Below are 17,673 nucleotides of genomic sequence, written 5' to 3'. Positions count from 1 at the left end.
GGGTGTGTCACGTGCCTGAATAAGACGAAGCTCCTGTAGAACGTGGATCGACCAAGATCTAAATTCATACAGGAGCTTCGTTGTCCGGGGATTCTTCCATGGATGCGTTGCCGCGGCTTGGTGCGGGCGCCGCGTGGCAACACATCGGGCTGGGCGTGCTGTCACAGTCGGTGCCGCGAGAGCTCATCGATGAGGCGGTAGCGGCGACCGGAGTCACTCAGCGGCGGGTACGTCTGCTGCCGGCTCGGGTGGTGGTGTTGTTTGTGTTGGCGATGTGCCTGTTCAGTACGGACGGCTACCGGCAGGTGTGGCGGTTGCTGGTTTCGGGCTGGCCCGCGTTGGCCAGGATCACCCCTACCACCTCGGCGTTTTCTCAGGCCCGTCAGCGGTTGGGGGAGGCGCCTCTGAGATATCTGTTCGAGCGGGTGGCCGGGGCGCGGGGCGAGCCGGGCATGCCCGGCGTGTTCGTGGCCGGACGGCGGGTCGTGGCCTGGGACGGCACCAAGCTGCAGACGGCCGACAGTCCCGCCAATGAGGCCGCTTTTGGTCGTGATGCGGGTGGCGGTGGCAACACGGCGGGCTACCCACGGCTGTGGCTGTTGACGTTGATCGAGTGTGGCACGCATGCGGTCATCGGTGCGTCGTTCGGCCGCGAAGCGGAAATGGTCCAGGCCCGCGCCCTGCTTCCCCTGCTACGGGAAGACATGCTGCTCGTCGCTGACCGGAACTTTCACGGCTATGACCTGTGGCGGGCAGCGGAGGCCACCGGCGCAGGACTGCTCTGGCGGATGAAGTCCAACCGCCACCTGCCCGTGGTAAGGGCACTGCCAGATGGATCTTGGATATCAGTCATCAAACCCCCACCAGGGCGGCGGCGGGGCACCGAACCGGTCATCACCGTCCGGGTGATCGAGTACACCGTCACGGTCGCCACCACCAACCGACACGGCGTGACGGCATGCCGGACCGAGCGGTACCGGCTGGTCACCAACCTACTCTGCCCGCAGGACATCACCGCGGGACAGCTGATCGACTGCTACCACCAACGCTGGGAAACAGAGAACAGCTACCAGAACCTCAAGACCCACCAGCGAGGGTCGAAGGTCGTACTACGTTCCCACGATCCCACCGGTGTCCGGCAGGAGATGTGGGCTCATCTCATCGTCTACCAAGCGTTACGGGACCTGATCACCACGACCGCCGCCGAGCATCACCTCGACCCCGACCGACTACCGTTCCTGACCTGCCTACGCCTGGCACGTCGACACGTCATCAACACCGCGATCACCACCAGCCGGGACCTCACCAGCGCACTGATCACGGTCGCTGACGAACTCCTAGACGATCAGACCGGCCCACGCCGGTCACGCTCCAGCCCCCGAGCGGTCAAACGCCCTACCTCGCCCTACCGCGGCAAGAAACGAACCGAACCAGCATCAACCACAGCCACCTACACCACCAACCTCACCAAACCCGGCCCGGAAAGCACTTAACTTCCTGGCATTGCGCCCTAGCGACAACGCAGCGTCTCAACGTCGGCGTTCCGTGGGCTGCTCGATCCTGAGCGCTGCGCCAAGCGGATTGAGGCGATAGACCTGGTAAGCAATATTCCACCGAGTCATAATTATGACCCGATGGTATATAGCTTGAGCAGCATATTGCTCTGGGGGCGTGCTCGTTACTTTGCGGCAGATCTGCGTGAACTACCAGATTGGCAGCATGTGGGCTCAGGCTAGGGGCTTTGGCTTCCTCGGCTGTCGCCGGACCTACCTATTTCGCAGTCTTCCTCCGCCTGCCCGCGTGGCTCAGTCGTTCACAGCGGGTTGCGGCGACGGTGGCGACGGTAGCCGAGAACCAGCAACCCGACTGCCAGACCGACACCGAGGAGCGAGACGAGAACAGACCGGACCGCGTCGCCCGGTTCCTCCTTGGGTTGCGCCGAATCAGCTGGCGTCGAAGGAGGGGTGGCCCGAGGCGTGGCGGTGCCATTTAGTGGCGGCACATCGGCCGTCAGAGCCGCCACGAGATTGAGCACGCCGTGCCCGTACTCGTCATCCCGACCCGGCGCTCCCTTATCGACGGCTGTATAGGTAAGCCGGTGCACCACCTCCTGAGCCGACAACTCAGGAAACCGACTACGCACAAGCGCAGCCGCCCCAGCAACAATAGCAGCAGCGGGCGAGGTGCCAGTGCCTTCGGCGTAGCCACCATTCTTTCTTGTGCTGAATATTTCCACCCCGGGTGCTGATATATCTAGTTCCCGTCCCGAAACGGATATTGTGGCCCGTAGGCCGTTTCTGTCGACTGCCCCAACTGCCACAACGCCGTCAATGGCGGCAGGGAATCCGATTAGATAGTGTGCCGGCTTGTTGCCTGCGCTCGCAATCACAACGGTGTCAGCCTTGATCGCACTTTCTATTGCGCTGCGGAGCGCGGGGCTCGAAGTCCCGCTCGACGATATGCTAATTATGGCTGCGTTTTTGGAGACTGCCCACTCAATCCCTTTTGCTAAATCGTCCGGCGATCCCTCCTCTCGTTGGCGCGAGTCGCGAATGGGCAGTATTGCCGCTTCCGGTGCGATTCCTAAAGTGCCGTCCCCAGGCGCGGTTCCATGTGAAGCTATTAGTCCGGCCATGGCTGTGCCGTGTCCATTGGGGTCTCCGTCAATTCGCCCGTCACCGGTTCCGCCCTTATAAACGTCGGTTCCTGGTTGCAGATTTCCCACCAGGTCTGGGTGTGGATCAACGCCGGTGTCTATTACGGCGACAAGAACTCCTTGCCCCCGGCTGATCTTATGGGCATCGGTGACGGCAAGGCTGTTTAAGTGCCACTGTTGTTCACGAACTTCGTTAGACTTTAGAACCCCTGGACTGGGCAAGAGTAGTGCCGCCGTCAGAGGTAATATATTGATGGCTAGAAAAAGTCGACGCCTCATGAATCTGCGCCAATTACCGGTCCCGGATTTACTTGTCTCGACTCTTTGGGTGGTAGGACTACGGGATCAACTCCCGGACTGACTCCCCAGGGATCGTGTGAGTCCCAGCCGGGGCAATTCTCCTGTTCATGCAACTGTCTTGGGCGCTGAAGATCTTCAGGGCTGTGCCCGGAACCCCGGCCCGGCCTCATGCTGGATTGGGCCTGGTACTCAATTCTTGTGGGAAAACCTCCCGGATCGCTGCTGATGACACCTCCTACCGGGTTAACTCGCTGTCCTGCCTGGGGGCCTCTCGCGGCTTGTCCAAACGTGGGGACTCCGCCGATTAGTCCGCCTGCCAAGGGTGTTCTGGTGGGAGCGCTTTGTCCGGACTTCTGAATTCCGTCGTGCGGGTCGCCTAGCGGAGTTGAGCTACGCCTGATGACAGTGCCGTCATGTCGTCCAGATCCGATGGCGCCTGGCATCCGAGTTCCGCCGATTATGTCGGTTCGCGTCGTGCGTGCTGGCGAGCCGGTGACCTCTGGTGCCCCGATGGGCCGCGGATTAGGGACAGCGGAACTACTTCCAAGGACTGGTCCAGGTTTATGGACCTTTAGGGATGCTGAAGACCGAGTCTGGAGTGCTTTGGTCGTCGATGGACCTGAATGCTGTCCTCTTGAGGACAGCGGGACGATCGGTGGCAGCAGCGGCGGTCCGGAGTCGGACTGTCCTCCGGCTGTTGGAGCCGAGGGTTCTTCAACGTATGGCCGCTGCTTGTACGCAGGTGGTTGTTGGATGCGGACCTGGGCTAGGGAGAGTTCGTTGCTGAGGCGGGACATGACGGTTTGGGCGTTTCGGTTCAGGGCGGCGAGATCCTGGTCGGTGACCGGGGGGCGATCGGTGCCTCGGGCCGCCGGATTGGCCGCCAACCGCGCGTCATGTTCGTGCTTGATGCGCTCCGTCGCGACGTACCTGTCGTAGATGTCCTTCAGTTCGCGGCGCGAGGCGCCGATCGCGAGCGTCGCGGCCCGGAACGTCTCGTAGTTGGCTACCGCGGTGTCGTGTGTCCGTTGGACGGTGTCGATGAGGAAGTCGAGCCGTTCGACATACGTCCGGGAGGCGGCGCTGCGCTCCGGTGGCCAGGCTGCGACCAGGCCCTCACGGTAGCGCTTCATTCGGGCCAGGTGCTGCGCCGTCAGCTCGTACGCCTTCCGCCAGCCGGCGACGTGTCGCCAGTGGGCGTCGGTGCCCTGGTTCTCCAGCATCGGCCAGAGTCCCTTGACGTTCTGCCTGGACCAGTGGCCGCCGTAGCCGCCGCCGTCGGCCGTACGCATCAGTGTTCTCCGGCCGGTGGTCGGGCGGCCTTGGTTTCGTCGAGGGCCGCCTCGATCTCCGCCGCTTGGGCGGCCGCGAAGGCGTCGGCTTCGCCGTAGGCGGCGCTGACCTTCTGGGCGGCGTACGCGAATCCGCCGGTCGCGTCGGCGACGGTGTAGACGATGTCGGAGGTGCTCTGTTGGGCGACCTGGTGGGTCTGCAGGAACGTGTAGAGCTCGGGGAAGGTGTCCAGCGGAGGCGGAAGCTCGACGAGCATGTCTTCCTGCACTAGTTGCATGTGCGGGATGTAGCGGTTCTTGACCTCGGCGTCGAGGGCGGCGGCGAACTCCTCCATCCGCGTGATGTCGGCTTCGATGCTGCCGCCGTACTCCGTCAGCCAGGCCGGTGCTCGGTCTTCCGCAGGAACAGCCATCGACATCTCCCCAGGTGTCACAGCGCGCTTCCCCACAGTGAGGTTAGTGGGTCGCAGCCACCACCCGCAGCCCCGCAACCACGGGCTGTGGATGGTCGCTCAGCGTGGCAGTCCCGACGACCGCCAGGCGTCGGGGCACGCCCGGGCGGGCATCCTCGACCAGCCGGGGCGGGCCGAGCGTGCCCAGGTGGAGACGGCAGGGGGCGCGGTCCGAGCGGTGGGACGCCGCGTTCCGAGTACGCCGACGAGCGCCGCCAGTTCCTGCGCCGTCGGTACGCCCCGGACCACGCGAAACACCGGTTCCTGTTCAGCTGGCATGTGACGAGAGTACGACGGTGTCGCTTGACGGACGTCTCACAATGGCGTGCCGCGAGTGTGACCATGGTCCACTCCGGGTACGGTCCACGGGATGTCTGAGGGCCTCCCCAACCTTGTCGCGGACCGATACCGGCTCATGGAGCCGCTCGGTCAGGGCGGCATGGGTCGGGTATGGAAGGCCCGCGACGAGGTGCTGCACCGCGACGTGGCGATCAAGGAACTGGTGCCGCCGCCGGGGTTGACCACCGACGAGCGCCGGGAGATGCGCGAGCGTTCGTTGCGTGAGGCGCGGGCCATCGCCCGGTTGAACAACATCAATGTCGTACGCATCTTCGATGTGCTCCGGACGCACGCCGATCCGTGGATCGTCATGGAGTACGTGCCGTCCCGTTCGTTGCAGGACACGCTGGCCACCGACGGGCCGGTCTCCTCGACCCGGGCGGCCGAGATCGGCCTCGGCGTGCTCGGTGCGCTGAAGGCGGCGCACCGGTCCGGGGTGATGCACCGCGACGTGAAGCCGGGCAACGTGCTGCTCGGCGAGGACGGCCGGGTGGTGTTGACGGACTTCGGCCTGGCCACCGTGCCGGGCGACCCGAACGTCACCCGGACCGGCCTGGTGCTCGGCTCGCCCGCGTACATCGCGCCGGAGCGGGCCCGGGACGGCACGGCCGGCCCGGAGGGGGATCTCTGGTCGCTGGGCGCGACGCTCTACGCGGCCGTCGAGGGGCAGTCCCCGTTCGCCCGGTCGTCGGCGATCGCCACGCTGGCGGCGCTCGCCACCGAGCAGGTGCCGCCGTCGAAGCGCGCCGGACCGCTCAAGGCCGTCCTGAACGGCCTGCTGCGCAAGGATCCGGCGAGCCGGATCGACGCCGCGACCGCCGAGCGGCTCCTTCGCCGCGCGGCGGGTCGCCGCTCGCGTCCAGGGCTGTCACTTCTCGACGGGGTACGCCGCCCAAGCCCGCACGGTCCACGACCGGAGCGTACGAAGATCGTGCCGCTCCCCGCCCAACGTCCGCCCCAGGACCGCGCCTCGGCTCCTCCCGTGCCGCCGCCCGTACCTCCGGCGCCTCCCGCACCTTCGGCGCCGTCCACCGACGTGACAGAGTTGGTGACGCCCGCCCCGCCCCGCTCCTCGTCAGCCGCGGCCCCGCCCGCCCCGCCCCGCTCCTCGTCAGCCGCGGCCCCGCCCGCCCCGCCCCGCTCCTCGTCAGCCGCGGCCCCGCCCGCCCCGCCCCGCTCCTCGTCAGCCGCGGCCCCGCCAGCCGCTGAGCCGTCGGTGCAGGTCCCGGAGCAGCCGGGTGCCCCGGCACCCGAGAACGCTCCAACCCGGTCGTCGGCTACGGCATCGCCGCCGATCGAGGAGTCCTCGGCCGAACAGTCCGTAGCGCCGCCGCCAGCCGACGAGGCTCCGGATGATCAGGGACCGACCGAGCAGGAGCCGGCAGACCAGGAACCGGCCGCGCGGTCCGCCTGTCCGGTGCCGCGACCGACAGACCAGGAACCGGTCGAGCCGGAATCTGCTGAGCAGGCGTCGGCTGAGCGAGACGCGGTCGAGGAGTCTGCGGCCGGGTCCGAGGCGGTTTCGGAGACGCCGGACCAGCAGGATGCCGGTGCCGCGGCTGTTGCGGAGGCCGAGGCTGCCGAGCGGCCGGAGGAGGAACACGCCGCCGACACCGAGCGGCGGACCGGGCAACCGGAGGATTTCGGACGGACGAGCGGGACCGACGTCGCTGCGGCTGCCGTCCCGGCGCTGCCCATGGTGCCGGCGGTGGTGGTGCCCGGTCCGACGACCGGCCCGATCCCGGGGACCACCTCCTCACCCCCCGGGGCGACCGAGGCGGGTGCGGAACCGCCGACCCTGGTGGAGCCGGCGGTAGGCACCGGGCCGACCGGCAACGCGGGCACGCCGGGACAGGGCGTCGCGGGAGAGGGCGTCGCGGGAGAGGGCGAGCCCGGCCGGCCGGCCGGGGTGGCCCGGGGGGCCGCGTTGCTCACCGCCATGCTGCCCGGCACCCGGCGGTCCGACGGTGACGACGACTGGCGGGCGAGGCTGGCCGCCGTACCCCGTCGGGTCTGGTTGATCGGCGCGGTGATCGTGCTGCTCCTGCTGGCGTTGGTCGTGGTGGTGCCGTTGGCCGACCGGGACGAGCCGGGTGGGACGACGGGGAGCGAGCCGACGGCGGGGCCGACCAGCGAGCCGGCGGCGCCGCCGGCACCGACGGGCGAGCCGAGCCCGACGGCGACCGCCGCCCCCACCGAGCCCGCGCCCCCACCGGCGACCGGCCGGCCGGACCCGGTGGCCCCGGCCGGCTGGGAGCTGCACCGGGACCCGACCGGGTTCGTCGTGCCGCACCCGAAAGGTTGGAACATCGACCGGGATGATGCGGGCAACGTGTACTTCCGGGAGCCGAACGGCCGGCGGTGGTTCCTGATCGCCCAGACGCGTACCCCCGAGGACGATCCGGTGGCCGACTGGGAGAGCAAGGAGGACCACCGGCGCCGCACCTCCTCCGGATATCGGCGCGAGGGGCGGATCCGGGCGGTGGACTACTTCCTCAAGGCCGCGGACTGGGAGTGGACCTACAACTCCGACAACGGCAACCGGCGGCACACCCGCAACCGGGGCTTCGTCACGGCCAGCGACCAGGCGTACGCGATCCGGTGGGACACTCTGGCCGGTGAGTGGGAGGAGAACCTGGCGAACTTCCAGATCATCGCCGACAACTTCCGGCCGGTGCGCGGCTGATCGGCGTACGCCGGGTCGGTGTGGAACTTTCAGGCATGACCTTCCCCGTGCCGGGGTATCTGTGACGGCACGACGGAAGGAGGTACGGCGGATGAGTTACCGACACCGTGCGACGAAGCCCAGCAGCGTGCTGTGGATGCTGATCGTCCTCGGCAACGTCGCCCTGATCGTTGCCAGCGCCGGCGTACTGGCGGTTGTCGCATTCGGGAGCATCCTGACCGTGGCCGTCGCCGCGGTGGGCGGAGCGCTGCTACTTCGGCGTGGCGCCGCGACCCAGCCCATGTCCCTGCCGGTGGCCGCTCGCCGACGGGCCTGACCGGCAAGCACCGGGACGAGAGGGCAGTACCGAACGTAGCGGTGGCAGGACCAGCTATCGACCCCGAAGTTCAGGGGTGATAACCGATCCCGCCACCGCTACGACTGGTTCTGCGACGGGTCCGGTGTGGACGGGTTGCGGTCGATGGCGGACCAGCGGTTGTTCCGGTGTACCAGCGCCGCCACTCCCAGCCGGTCGTTGGAGACCAGGGCGTAGCGGGCGTCGAGGTAGCAGGCGCAGGGCCAGGCGCGCCGGCAGGAGGCGCATCGGCGTACGAGCAGCAGCCGCCACAGGGTCGCGGGTTGATGCCGCTCGATGGCGGCCATGGCACGGTCACGGTCCACGGTTCACCCTCCGCAAGGGAGTTGGGGTGCGCGGCGGCCCACGATGCTAGGGGGAGAGCGCGAACCGCCGCGCGATTACACCGACCCAACCGGCTGCGGACCAGGAAGCATCGGCATCGTCCAACCTAATGCATCTTGATGGAGTGGGTAAGAGCATGCCGCGCTCGACCGCTGACAGCGCGTGAGATCTTGCTGCATCCTGTTACCTCCTCCTGCTTGTGGCTGCTCTGGCCGCGTGATCAAATGAGATCGCGGACCAGGGAGTGTCAGTTGACTACTTCGAAGACCCAGAAGCTCATCGACGACATCACGGCGAAGATCGCGTCCGGCGAGTTGGCGCCCGGTGATCGGATTCCGAGCGCGTCGGAGTTGAAGGCGCAGCACGGCGTGTCGATCACCGTCGTGCGCGACGCCGTCAACTGGTTGAAGGCGACCGGAGTCGTCAAGGGCGTACCCGGCGTGGGGGTTTTCGTCACCGAGGAGAAGTAGCGGTGTTTGGTCGTTGACCGGTGGGTATGGGGTGACCCATACCGCCACACCGGGAGGGCAGCATGCGCATCGGGTACTTCCTGTCTACCGAGGAATACACTCCGGCCGAACTGTTGGAGCAGGCCAAGGGCGCCGAGCGGGCCGGGTTCGAGGCGCTGTGGATCTCCGACCACTATCACCCCTGGGTGGACGCGCAGGGGCAGAGCGCCTTCGTCTGGTCGATGATCGGCGCGCTCAGCCAGGTCTGCCGGTTGCCGGTCACCACTGCGGTCACCTGCCCGACCGTGCGGATCCACCCGGCCGTCGTCGCCCAGGCGGTGGCGACCAGCGCCGTACTGCACGAGGGCCGGTTCGTGCTCGGCGTGGGCACCGGCGAGGCGCTCAACGAGCACATCTTCGGCGACGCGTGGCCGAGCGCCGGCGTCCGGCTGGAGATGCTTGAGGAAGCCGTCGAGGTGATGCGCAAGCTCTGGCAGGGCGGCTTCGTCGTGCACCACGGCAAGCACTACACGGTGGAGAACGCCCGCATCTACACGCTGCCGGAGCAGCCGCCCGCGATCTACGTCTCCGGGTTCGGCCCGAAGGCGGTGGACCTGGCGGCCCGGATCGGGGACGGCTACGTCAGCACCATGCCGGACGGCGACCTGGTCAGCCGGTTCCGGTCCGGCGGCGGGGGCGACAAGCCGTGCCAGGCCGGATTCAAGGCGGCCTTCGCGGACACCGCCGAGGAGGGCGCCCGGCTGGCGTACGAACGCTGGCCGAACGCCGGCGTCCCCGGCGAACTGTCCCAGGTCCTGCCGTCGCCCCGCCACTTCGAGCAGGCATCCGAGCTGGTCACCCAGGAGATGGTGGCCGAGTCGTTCGTCTGCGGCAACGACCCGCAGGCGCACCTGGAGATGATCGACAAGTACGCCAAGGCCGGCTTCGACGAGGTCTACGTCGCCAACACCGGCCCCCACTACCAGGGCCTCTTCGACCTGTATGCCAACCACGTCCTGCCCGAACTTCGCTGACCGCACACCGGGGCCGGGGGGATATCCCCCGGCCCCGGGTCGCCAATGGTGTGGCGTTCAGTCGCCCTCGACGGCACGTCCGCGCGGTTCCGCCGACTTACCTTCCGTCTGGCCGTCGTTCGGGCCGTACGGCGACTGCTGGTCCGGGGGCACATTGCGGTGCTCCCGGCGGGAACCACCGGGGCCGCCGGGATCCGGACCGTCGCTGTCCTGTACCAGCCGCGTTTCGCCACTGCGTCGCATCTCGGGCTGCTGCACGTTCGCCATCTCGACTCCTTCCACTACCGGCCGGGCTGAGCGGGCGTGCACACCACGACCCGGCTCTGGTGTTCCTATCCGGTTGCCCGATGGCCGGCGTCGGAAACAAACCTCCCGCCACTAACGCCCGCCACCTCACGAGGTGAACGCCAGTTACCCTAAAACCGCCGGGTAGGGTAACTGGCGTTCACCTCGTGAGGGCGCTGCCTCGCAGGGGTGAGCGCGGACGGCGGTGTTATGGCATGTTGCTGCCGTTTTGGGTTACTTGAGCAGGGTGGCGGGGTTGAGGCTGAGCCGGACCGGCTCGGTGATCTGCAGGGTCTCGCCGGACTTCGCGACCGCGTGCTCGACGTAGTGGTCTCCGTCGAGCCGGAACAGCCGCAGGGTGAGCGTCCGACCATCCTGCTCGACGAGCAGATACCACCCAATGCCGGCGTCCGCGTAGAGCCGCATCTTGATGAGCCGGTCCTGGGCGGCGCTGGTCGGCGAGACGATCTCGCAGATCAGGCGAACCTCGTCCGCCTCGACGACTGCTCCCTCGTCGTCCGTCTCGGCGACCACCAGGTCGGGGATCTTGATGCGCTCGGGCCGGAGTCGGACATTCACCGCCTCGAACACCGTGAGCCTGGACGGCCCGGCGGCGTCGTCGATCGCGTTGGCGAGCCGGCGGGAGATCGTCTGGTGTCGTTTGCTGGGGGCAGGGCTCGCGATGAGGTTTCCGTCGAGGAGTTCAATCCGCTGAGTGGTCTCGCCTAGGGCAAAGTACTCCTGCTCGGTCCACGGGCCGTAATGCGGCTCCAGGGGGGCCACGCTCATCGTGCCCGCACCTCCGATCATCCGAACCATCGCCGTACCCCTCGAGTTATCCGCACCCCGCGGTTGACCACTTTCCCTCGAGTCGGTACCCCTCGAGTCTTTCACAGGGTGGGCTAGGCTCGCGGGCTGTGTCGACCCAAGCGCTGACCGACCTGTGGGACCACCTCTTCGGCGCCCAGCCGGACCCGCCGCCGCTGCTCGTCCTGATCACGGGGGTGCTCGCGCTGGCTGTGGTGCTGACCCGGGTGCCCTGGCGGATCGGCCGCAACGCCATCACCATTGCCCACGAGGGTGGGCACGCGTTGGCCGCCGTGCTGACCGGGCGGAAGCTGCGCGGCATTCGGCTCCACTCGGACACCTCCGGGCTGACCCTGTCGGCCGGCCGACCCAGCGGCCCCGGGATGATTTTCACCCTGCTCGCCGGCTACGTCGCTCCCTCGCTGATCGGGCTGGGTGGCGCCTGGCTGCTGGCCGGCAACCGCATCACCCTGCTGCTGTGGATCGCGGTCGCCCTGCTGATGGCGATGCTGGTGATGATCCGCAACGTCTTCGGCATCGTGTCGATCGTGGTCACCGGCGGGGTGGTCTTCGCCGTCTCCTGGTTCGCGCCGCCGGAGGTGCAGGCCGCTTTCGCGTACCTCGGGGTGTGGTTCTTGCTGATCGGCGGGGTGCGGCCGGTGATCGAGTTGCAGAGCCTGCGGTCGCGGGGGCGGATGCCGCAGTCCGACGCCGACCAGCTCGCCGGGGTCACCGGCCTGCCGGCCCTGCTCTGGGTGGGGCTCTTCGGCCTGGCCAATGTCGCCCTGCTCGGCCTCGGCCTCGGGCTGCTGGCGGTGCCGATGCTCAACGGCGCGGGCCCGTTCGCCGGCTGACCCCGGCCAGCCGGAGCCGCTCATCTCGCCGCCGAAGTGCACGAGGTGCTTGCCAAGACGCGTAACGCAGTGGTTACATGTCGGCCATGGATGCCGCCGCGAACGCCATCGCCGACCCGGTGCGGCGGCGCGTGCTGGAGGCCCTCGCCGAGCAGCCCCTGACGGCCGGCGAGATCGCCGCGCTGTTCCCGATCAGCCGACCGGCCGTGAGCCGACACCTGCGGGTGCTGCGGGAGAGCGGACTCGTCACCGACCAGGTGGTCGGCCGACACCGCCGGTACGCGATCGAGCCGAGCGTGCTGCGTCCGCTCGCCCGGTGGATCGCCGCCCTCGACCGGGCCACCCGGTGGGAGCCGAACCTGGACGCCCTGGAGACCGAAGTGCACCGCACCCGCCGCGACCGCCAACGCGCGACCACCGAACCGTCCCGGCGGTCGGCCATCGAGTCCGCGCGGCCGTCAGCGGCGCAATCCCCGCCGAAGCCGGCGGCGCAATCACCGCGGCGACCGGCCGTGGAATCCGTGCGGCCGTCGGCCGTGGAAGCCCAGAGCCAGGAGAAGAGCGCATGAGCCCCAACCCGACCGGCCGGATCACCGCCACCAGCGACGGCTACGACCTCGTGCTGACCCGGCGTTTCCGGGCACCCGCCGACGATGTCTGGGCCAGCATCGTCGAGCCGGAACGGACCGCGCGCTGGTTCGGCACCTGGCGCGGCGAGGGGGCGCCTGGTCGGACCATCCAGGTACAGATGGGGTTCGAGGAGGGCACCCCCTGGTCCGACATGCGTATCGACGCGTGTGAGGCCCCGCACCGGCTGGCCGTCTCCACCGTCGACGAGGCCGGCGAGTGGCTGATGGAGGTACGGCTCACCGAGCAGGACGGCTGGACCCAGCTCGAACTCGTCCAGCACCTCACCGACCCCGGCATCGCCGAGCACACCGGGCCGGGCTGGGAGTACTACCTCGACATGCTGGTGGCCGCCCGCGAGGACCGGCCGCTGCCCGACTTCGCCGACTACTACCCCGCCCAGGCGGAGTACTTCCTCACCCGGGCGAAGGACGCCGCCGCGGAGCACCCCGCCGGCTGATTCACGCTCGCCCGGGTGGCTCGGCTTTCGTCCTGGCTGCTCAGGCGACAGGATGGGCGGATGCGATACGTGATCATCGGGGCCGGGGCGGTCGGCGGCACGATCGGCGTACGGCTCAGCCAGGCCGGCCACGACGTGACGCTGGTGGCCCGGGGAGCACACCTCGCGGCGATCCAGGAGCGCGGCCTGACCCTGGCGGCCCCGGACGGTGAGTACACCGCCAGGCTGCCGGCGGTCGCCGACCCGGCCGGGCTCACCCTGGAGCCGGACACCGCCCTGGTGCTCGCGGTGAAGTCGCAGGACACCGACGCCGCGTTGGCCACCTGGGCCGACACCCCGGTACGCGGCGGCGGCACCGCCGCGCAGCGACTGCCGCTGCTGACCGCCCAGAACGGCGTCTCGAACGAGCCGGCCGCGCTGCGCTTCTTCGCCCACGTCATCGGGGTCTGCGTGTGGCTGCCGGCGGTGTTCCTGCGGCCCGGCGAGATCGAGGCGAACGCGGCCCCGTACACCGGGATTCTGCACCTGGGCCGCTATCCGGAGGGGCCGGCGGACGACCGGGTGCACAAGATCTCGGCCGAGTTGGCGGCGAGCTCGTTCCTCGCCCCGGTCCGCGTGGACGTGCTGCGCTGGAAGTACGGCAAGCTGCTCAGAAACCTGAACAACGGCCCACAGGCGCTGTTCGGAGACGCGGTCGACCCGGAGCTGTCCCGGCGGATCTCGGCCGAGGGGATGGCGGTGCTGGACGCCGCCGGGATCGCGTACGCCAGCGAGGCCGAGGACCGGGCCGAGCGGGGCGACCGGATGCGGCATCGGCCGATCGCCGGCCGGGAGCGTTCCGGCAACTCCACCTGGCAGAGCCTGGCCCGCGGTGCCGGCTCGGTCGAGACCGACCACCTCAACGGCGAGATCGTCCTGCTCGGCCGGCAGCACGGGGTCCCCACCCCGGTCAACGAAGCCGTCCAGCGGGCCGTCCGGCGGGCGGTCCGGGACCGGATTCCGGCCGGCGAGTTCCCCCGGTCCGAGCTCCTGCCGGACCTGACCGACGGGTAAACCGCGCTACGCTGCCGGCTGCACCGACGGATAGGGCGTGCTGCGTTGCCGGCCCCACCAGGGCGGGTAAGTGCCCCAGGCCGTGCGGCATCGCCGGCCGCACCAGCGGGTCAGGTGTCGCCCCGGTCGGGCGCCGCGGGTCAGGCGTCCGACGTGAACGACGCGAGCCCGGTCCGGTCGGCGACCACGATGCCGCGTGGGGTCAACCGGACGACACCGGCACCGGCGAGCCGCGCCAGCGACCGGTTGACGGTCACCCGGCTCAGCCCGAGCATCCGCGCCAACTGGTCCTGGGACCCGCGCCAGGCGACCTGGTCCGCCGCGTCCTGCGCCACCAGCCACGCGGCGACCCGCGCCACCGCCGGCAGCGTGACCGCCTGGGCGAGTTGGCGCTGCCCGCTGAGCACATCCCGGGCGAGCTGGCCGAGCACGTGTTGACGTACCGATGGTTCGGTGGCGAGCAGGCGCAGGAACGGCTGCCGGGGCAGCAGCCGGGCGGTGACGGCGGTCGTCGCCACCAGCGCGGTCGACGACCGGCCGCCGGCCAGCACGGCGGCCTTGTCGACGAGCGCCGGGCCGACCCACCGCTCGGGCCACACCTCGACGCCCGAGGAGGCGGCGTGTGCGGCGACGACCGAGCCGGCGAGCAGCAGTACGACCCCGTCGGCCCGCGTACCGGCCGGGCGCAGCACCGCTCCGGCGGGCAGCCGGACCGGTCGCGCCTGACGGGAGACCGTGGCCAGCGCGGTCCCGGAGAGCGACCGCAGCGCGGGGATGGCGTCCAGCGAGACCATCCGTCAAGTGATACCGCAAGCCGGCTATCGGGCGATACAGCGTCCGGCGGTTCCGGCGACCTACCGTGCCGTCATGTGGATCATCGAACTCGCCTTCACCGACGAGCCGGAACGCCTCGATGCCCGCCCGGCTCACCGCACCCGGTTGACGGAACTGCACCGTGCGGGCATGGTCGCGATGGCCGGTCCGTACGCCGACGAGTCCGGCGCGCTGATCATCGCCGACCTGCCCGACCGCGCAGCGGTCTCCGACCTGCTCGCCACCGACCCGTACTTCTCCACTCCCGGCGTCCGGGTCGCCCAGGTCCGGCAGTGGCGACCCTTCCTGCGATAGGAGCCCTACAGCGGGATGTTGCCGTGCTTCTTCGGTGGCAGGGTCTCCCGCTTGGTGCGCAGCATCCGCAGCCCGCGCACGATCTGGGCGCGGGTCTGTGACGGGGCGATCACCGAGTCGACGTAGCCGCGTTCGGCTGCCACGTACGGGTTGGCGAGCGTGTCCTCGTACTCCTGGATCTTCTGGGCGCGCACGGCGGCCGGATCGTCGGCGGCGGCCAGCTCGGCGCGGTAGAGGATGTTCACCGCGCCCTGCGCGCCCATCACCGCGATCTGCGCGGTCGGCCAGGCGAAGTTCAGGTCGGCGCCGAGGTGCTTGGAGCCCATCACGTCGTACGCCCCGCCGTAGGCCTTCCGGATGATCACGGTGAGCTTCGGGACGGTGGCCTCCGCGTACGCGTAGATCAGCTTGGCGCCGCGCCGGATGATGCCGTCCCACTCCTGGTCGGTGCCGGGCAGGAAGCCGGGCACGTCCACGAAGGTGAGCACCGGGATGTTGAAGGCGTCGCAGGTGCGGACGAACCGGGCGGCCTTCTCCGAGGCGCCGATGTCCAGGCAGCCGGCGAAGTGCATCGGCTGGTTCGCCACCACGCCGACCGGCCGGCCCTCGACCCGGCCGAAGCCGATCACGATGTTCTGCGCGTAGAGCGGCTGCACCTCCAGGAACTCGCCGTCGTCGAGGACGTGCTCGATCACCCGGTGGATGTCGTACGGCTGGTTCGCCGAGTCGGGGATCAGGGTGTCCAGCTCCCGGTCGGTGTCGGTGACCGTCAGATCGGCCTCGACCGGGACGGCCGGCGGCTCGTCCATGTTGTTCGCCGGCAGGTACGCCAGCAGCGCCTTGACGTAGTCGACCGCGTCGTCCTCGTCGGCGGCAAGGTAGTGCGCGTTGCCGCTCTTGGTGTTGTGGGTGCGTGCCCCGCCCAGCTCCTCCATCGCCACGTCCTCGCCGGTCACCGTCCGGATGACGTCCGGTCCGGTGATGAACATGTGCGAGGTCTGGTCGACCATCACGGTGAAGTCGGTCACCGCGGGGGAGTAGACCGCCCCGCCGGCGCATGGCCCCATCACCAGCGAGATCTGCGGGATCACCCCGGAGGCGCGGACGTTGCGGAAGAAGATGTCGCCGTAGAGGCCAAGGCTCACCACGCCCTCCTGGATGCGCGCGCCGCCGGAGTCGTTGATGCCGACCACCGGGCAGCCGATCTTCATGGCCAGCTCCATCACCTTGACGATCTTCTGCCCGAAGACCTCGCCGAGGGAGCCGCCGAAGACGGTGAAGTCCTGGGCGAAGACGCAGACCTGCCGGCCGTCGACGGTGCCGTAGCCGGTGACCACCCCGTCGCCGTACGGCCGGGTCTTCGCCAGGCCGAAGTTGGTGGACCGGTGCCGGGCCAGCTCGTCCAGCTCGACGAAGGAGCCCGGGTCGAGCAGCATCTCGATCCGCTCCCGCGCGGTCCGCTTGCCCCGCGCGTGCTGTTTCTCCACCGCCCGCGCCGAGCCGGCGTGCACCGCCTCCTCGACCCGGTGTTCCAGGTCGGCCAGCTTGCCGGCGGTGGTGTGGATGTCGATCTCGGTGGAACTGCGCTGACCAGTCACATCTCGGATCGTAACGATGGTGGGGTCCGTGCCTGGTCAGCGGGCCGTAGGCTGTCCGGATGCCGGCGTCGCCGTACACCGATCTGGACCGCCCGCCGCTTGATGTCCGGCGGCTGCGGCGGGCGCTGCTCACCCCGGACGGCCCGTGGACCCGGCTGGAGCTGCGCGCCGAGACCGGTTCCACGAACGCCGACGTGGCCGCGGCGGCCCGGGCCGGCGAGCCGGAAGGGCTGGTGGTGGTCGCGGAGCGGCAGACCGCCGGCCGGGGCCGGCGGGGCCGGTCGTGGGAGTCGCCGCCGCGGGCGGGCATCGCGACGAGCGTCCTGCTCCGGCCGGGAGCGGCCGAGCCGGGTCGCGGCTGGCCGCCGGCACCACCTTCCGGGTACGGCTGGCTGCCGCTGCTCGCCGGCGTGGCGCTGGTGCAGACCGTGCACCGGCTGGCCGAGCTGGACGCGGTGTTGAAGTGGCCGAACGACCTGCTGCTGCCGGCCGGGCCGCGCCGCCCGGACGGGGGCGCGTCGGGGGAGGCGAAGTGTGCGGGCATCCTGGCCGAGGCGGTACCGGCCGGTGACCCGGGCGATCCGCCGGCGATCGTGCTGGGGGTCGGCCTGAACGTCACGGTGCGCTCGGCCGAGCTGCCGGCCAACCCGACCGGCCTGCCGGCCACCTCGCTGCTGCTGGCGGGTGCGCCGGTGACCGACCGGGACCCGCTGGTGCGGGCGCTGCTGCGCGGGATCGGCACCTGGTACGGCCGCTGGCGGGCCGCCGGTGGGGACGCCGGCGGGTGCGGGCTGCGGGCGGCGTACCTGGAGCACTGTGTGACGGTCGGCCGCCAGGTGCGGGTGTCGTTGCCGGACGGCAGCGACCTGACCGGCACGGCGACCACGGTCGACGACGACGGCCGGTTGGTGGTGCGCTCCGCCGACGGCGAGCGTCGGGTCTCGGCCGGGGACGTCCGGCACGTCCGCTGACCG

The 17,673-nt window shown here is 69.6% G+C and carries 18 protein-coding genes and 1 pseudogene; 11 read left to right on the top strand and 8 right to left on the bottom strand.

Annotated elements, in window-relative coordinates; all coding sequences use genetic code 11:
* Positions 1–98: 98 nt before the first annotated feature.
* Positions 99–1,493: an IS4 family transposase gene (locus tag O7627_RS29055; protein WP_278091547.1), complete on the top strand. Its 1,395-nt coding sequence runs from the start codon at positions 99–101 to the stop codon at positions 1,491–1,493.
* 320 nt (positions 1,494–1,813) lie between these two features.
* Here O7627_RS29055 and mycP read toward each other — a convergent pair whose 3' ends face one another.
* The 3 genes from mycP to O7627_RS29040 form a co-directional block, all read right to left on the bottom strand.
* A complete protein-coding gene (gene mycP, locus O7627_RS29050; RefSeq protein ID WP_278096639.1) occupies positions 1,814–2,935 on the bottom strand; it encodes a type VII secretion-associated serine protease mycosin in 1,122 nt (373 codons plus the stop codon).
* Between the two features lie 1,312 nt (positions 2,936–4,247).
* Positions 4,248–4,661 (bottom strand): hypothetical protein, encoded by a 414-nt coding sequence (locus O7627_RS29045; RefSeq protein WP_278096638.1) that lies wholly within the window; start codon positions 4,659–4,661, stop codon positions 4,248–4,250.
* 99 nt (positions 4,662–4,760) lie between these two features.
* The gene (locus O7627_RS29040) at positions 4,761–4,979 is read right to left on the bottom strand and encodes an acyl-CoA carboxylase subunit epsilon (RefSeq protein WP_278096637.1); all 219 of its coding nucleotides are present in this window, start codon (positions 4,977–4,979) and stop codon (positions 4,761–4,763) included.
* A gap of 91 nt (positions 4,980–5,070) precedes the next feature.
* On the opposite strand from O7627_RS29040, the pseudogene O7627_RS29035 reads away from it, so the two are divergent.
* Positions 5,071–5,994, top strand: a pseudogene (locus O7627_RS29035) (serine/threonine-protein kinase); the annotation flags it as partial.
* A gap of 1,822 nt (positions 5,995–7,816) precedes the next feature.
* Positions 7,817–8,041, top strand: a complete 225-nt coding sequence (locus O7627_RS29030) for a hypothetical protein (protein WP_278096636.1) — start codon at positions 7,817–7,819, stop codon at positions 8,039–8,041.
* Between the two features lie 98 nt (positions 8,042–8,139).
* On the opposite strand, the gene O7627_RS29025 is transcribed toward O7627_RS29030, so the two are convergent.
* Entirely contained in the window at positions 8,140–8,385 is a 246-nt protein-coding gene (locus O7627_RS29025) for a hypothetical protein (protein ID WP_278096635.1), read from the bottom strand.
* 243 nt (positions 8,386–8,628) lie between these two features.
* Here O7627_RS29025 and O7627_RS29020 point away from each other — a divergent pair, with 243 nt between their 5' ends.
* Together O7627_RS29020 and O7627_RS29015 are read left to right on the top strand one after the other, a co-directional pair.
* Complete coding sequence (locus tag O7627_RS29020) at positions 8,629–8,874, top strand: winged helix-turn-helix domain-containing protein (RefSeq protein WP_278096634.1); 246 nt, start codon at positions 8,629–8,631, stop codon at positions 8,872–8,874.
* Positions 8,875–8,936: 62 nt separating this feature from the next.
* Entirely contained in the window at positions 8,937–9,887 is a 951-nt protein-coding gene (locus O7627_RS29015) for a TIGR03557 family F420-dependent LLM class oxidoreductase (protein WP_278096633.1), read from the top strand.
* 57 nt (positions 9,888–9,944) lie between these two features.
* Here O7627_RS29015 and O7627_RS29010 read toward each other — a convergent pair whose 3' ends face one another.
* On the bottom strand, positions 9,945–10,154 hold the full coding sequence (locus O7627_RS29010; RefSeq protein WP_278096632.1) for a hypothetical protein: 210 nt from the start codon (positions 10,152–10,154) through the stop codon (positions 9,945–9,947).
* A 252-nt stretch (positions 10,155–10,406) separates the two neighbouring features.
* Positions 10,407–10,961 carry a Uma2 family endonuclease gene (locus O7627_RS29005; RefSeq protein ID WP_278096631.1) on the bottom strand — a complete coding sequence of 185 codons (555 nt, stop codon included), beginning with the start codon at positions 10,959–10,961 and terminating at the stop codon, positions 10,407–10,409.
* Between the two features lie 128 nt (positions 10,962–11,089).
* Here O7627_RS29005 and O7627_RS29000 point away from each other — a divergent pair, with 128 nt between their 5' ends.
* The 4 genes from O7627_RS29000 to O7627_RS28985 all read left to right on the top strand — a co-directional run bounded on the left by O7627_RS29000 (position 11,090) and on the right by O7627_RS28985 (position 13,973).
* The gene (locus tag O7627_RS29000; RefSeq protein ID WP_278096630.1) at positions 11,090–11,833 is read left to right on the top strand and encodes a M50 family metallopeptidase; all 744 of its coding nucleotides are present in this window, start codon (positions 11,090–11,092) and stop codon (positions 11,831–11,833) included.
* Between the two features lie 77 nt (positions 11,834–11,910).
* Complete coding sequence (locus O7627_RS28995) at positions 11,911–12,402, top strand: metalloregulator ArsR/SmtB family transcription factor (RefSeq protein ID WP_347404686.1); 492 nt, start codon at positions 11,911–11,913, stop codon at positions 12,400–12,402.
* Positions 12,399–12,920, top strand: coding sequence for an SRPBCC family protein (locus tag O7627_RS28990; protein ID WP_278096629.1), 522 nt, complete (start codon positions 12,399–12,401; stop codon positions 12,918–12,920). Before O7627_RS28995 ends, O7627_RS28990 begins: the two co-directional genes overlap by 4 nt.
* A 60-nt stretch (positions 12,921–12,980) precedes the next feature.
* On the top strand, positions 12,981–13,973 hold the full coding sequence (locus O7627_RS28985) for a 2-dehydropantoate 2-reductase N-terminal domain-containing protein (protein ID WP_278096628.1): 993 nt from the start codon (positions 12,981–12,983) through the stop codon (positions 13,971–13,973).
* 140 nt (positions 13,974–14,113) lie between these two features.
* Here O7627_RS28985 and O7627_RS28980 read toward each other — a convergent pair whose 3' ends face one another.
* The gene (locus tag O7627_RS28980) at positions 14,114–14,767 is read right to left on the bottom strand and encodes a Crp/Fnr family transcriptional regulator (RefSeq protein ID WP_278096627.1); all 654 of its coding nucleotides are present in this window, start codon (positions 14,765–14,767) and stop codon (positions 14,114–14,116) included.
* A 73-nt stretch (positions 14,768–14,840) separates the two neighbouring features.
* Here O7627_RS28980 and O7627_RS28975 point away from each other — a divergent pair, with 73 nt between their 5' ends.
* Positions 14,841–15,101, top strand: coding sequence for a YciI family protein (locus O7627_RS28975; RefSeq protein WP_278096626.1), 261 nt, complete (start codon positions 14,841–14,843; stop codon positions 15,099–15,101).
* 5 nt (positions 15,102–15,106) lie between these two features.
* Here the strand turns inward: O7627_RS28975 and O7627_RS28970 are convergent, their stop codons facing one another.
* Positions 15,107–16,699: an acyl-CoA carboxylase subunit beta gene (locus tag O7627_RS28970; RefSeq protein WP_278096625.1), complete on the bottom strand. Its 1,593-nt coding sequence runs from the start codon at positions 16,697–16,699 to the stop codon at positions 15,107–15,109.
* A 59-nt stretch (positions 16,700–16,758) separates the two neighbouring features.
* On the opposite strand from O7627_RS28970, the gene O7627_RS28965 reads away from it, so the two are divergent.
* Positions 16,759–17,670: a biotin--[acetyl-CoA-carboxylase] ligase gene (locus O7627_RS28965; protein ID WP_278096624.1), complete on the top strand. Its 912-nt coding sequence runs from the start codon at positions 16,759–16,761 to the stop codon at positions 17,668–17,670.
* Positions 17,671–17,673: the final 3 nt, after the last annotated feature.

Origin of the sequence: Solwaraspora sp. WMMD1047, from assembly GCF_029626155.1 — a bacterium.
In the GTDB taxonomy this organism is placed as follows: Bacteria; Actinomycetota; Actinomycetes; order Mycobacteriales; family Micromonosporaceae; genus WMMD1047.
Note: the sequence above shows the minus strand (reverse complement) of the source record. Positions and strands in the feature narration are given on the sequence as shown.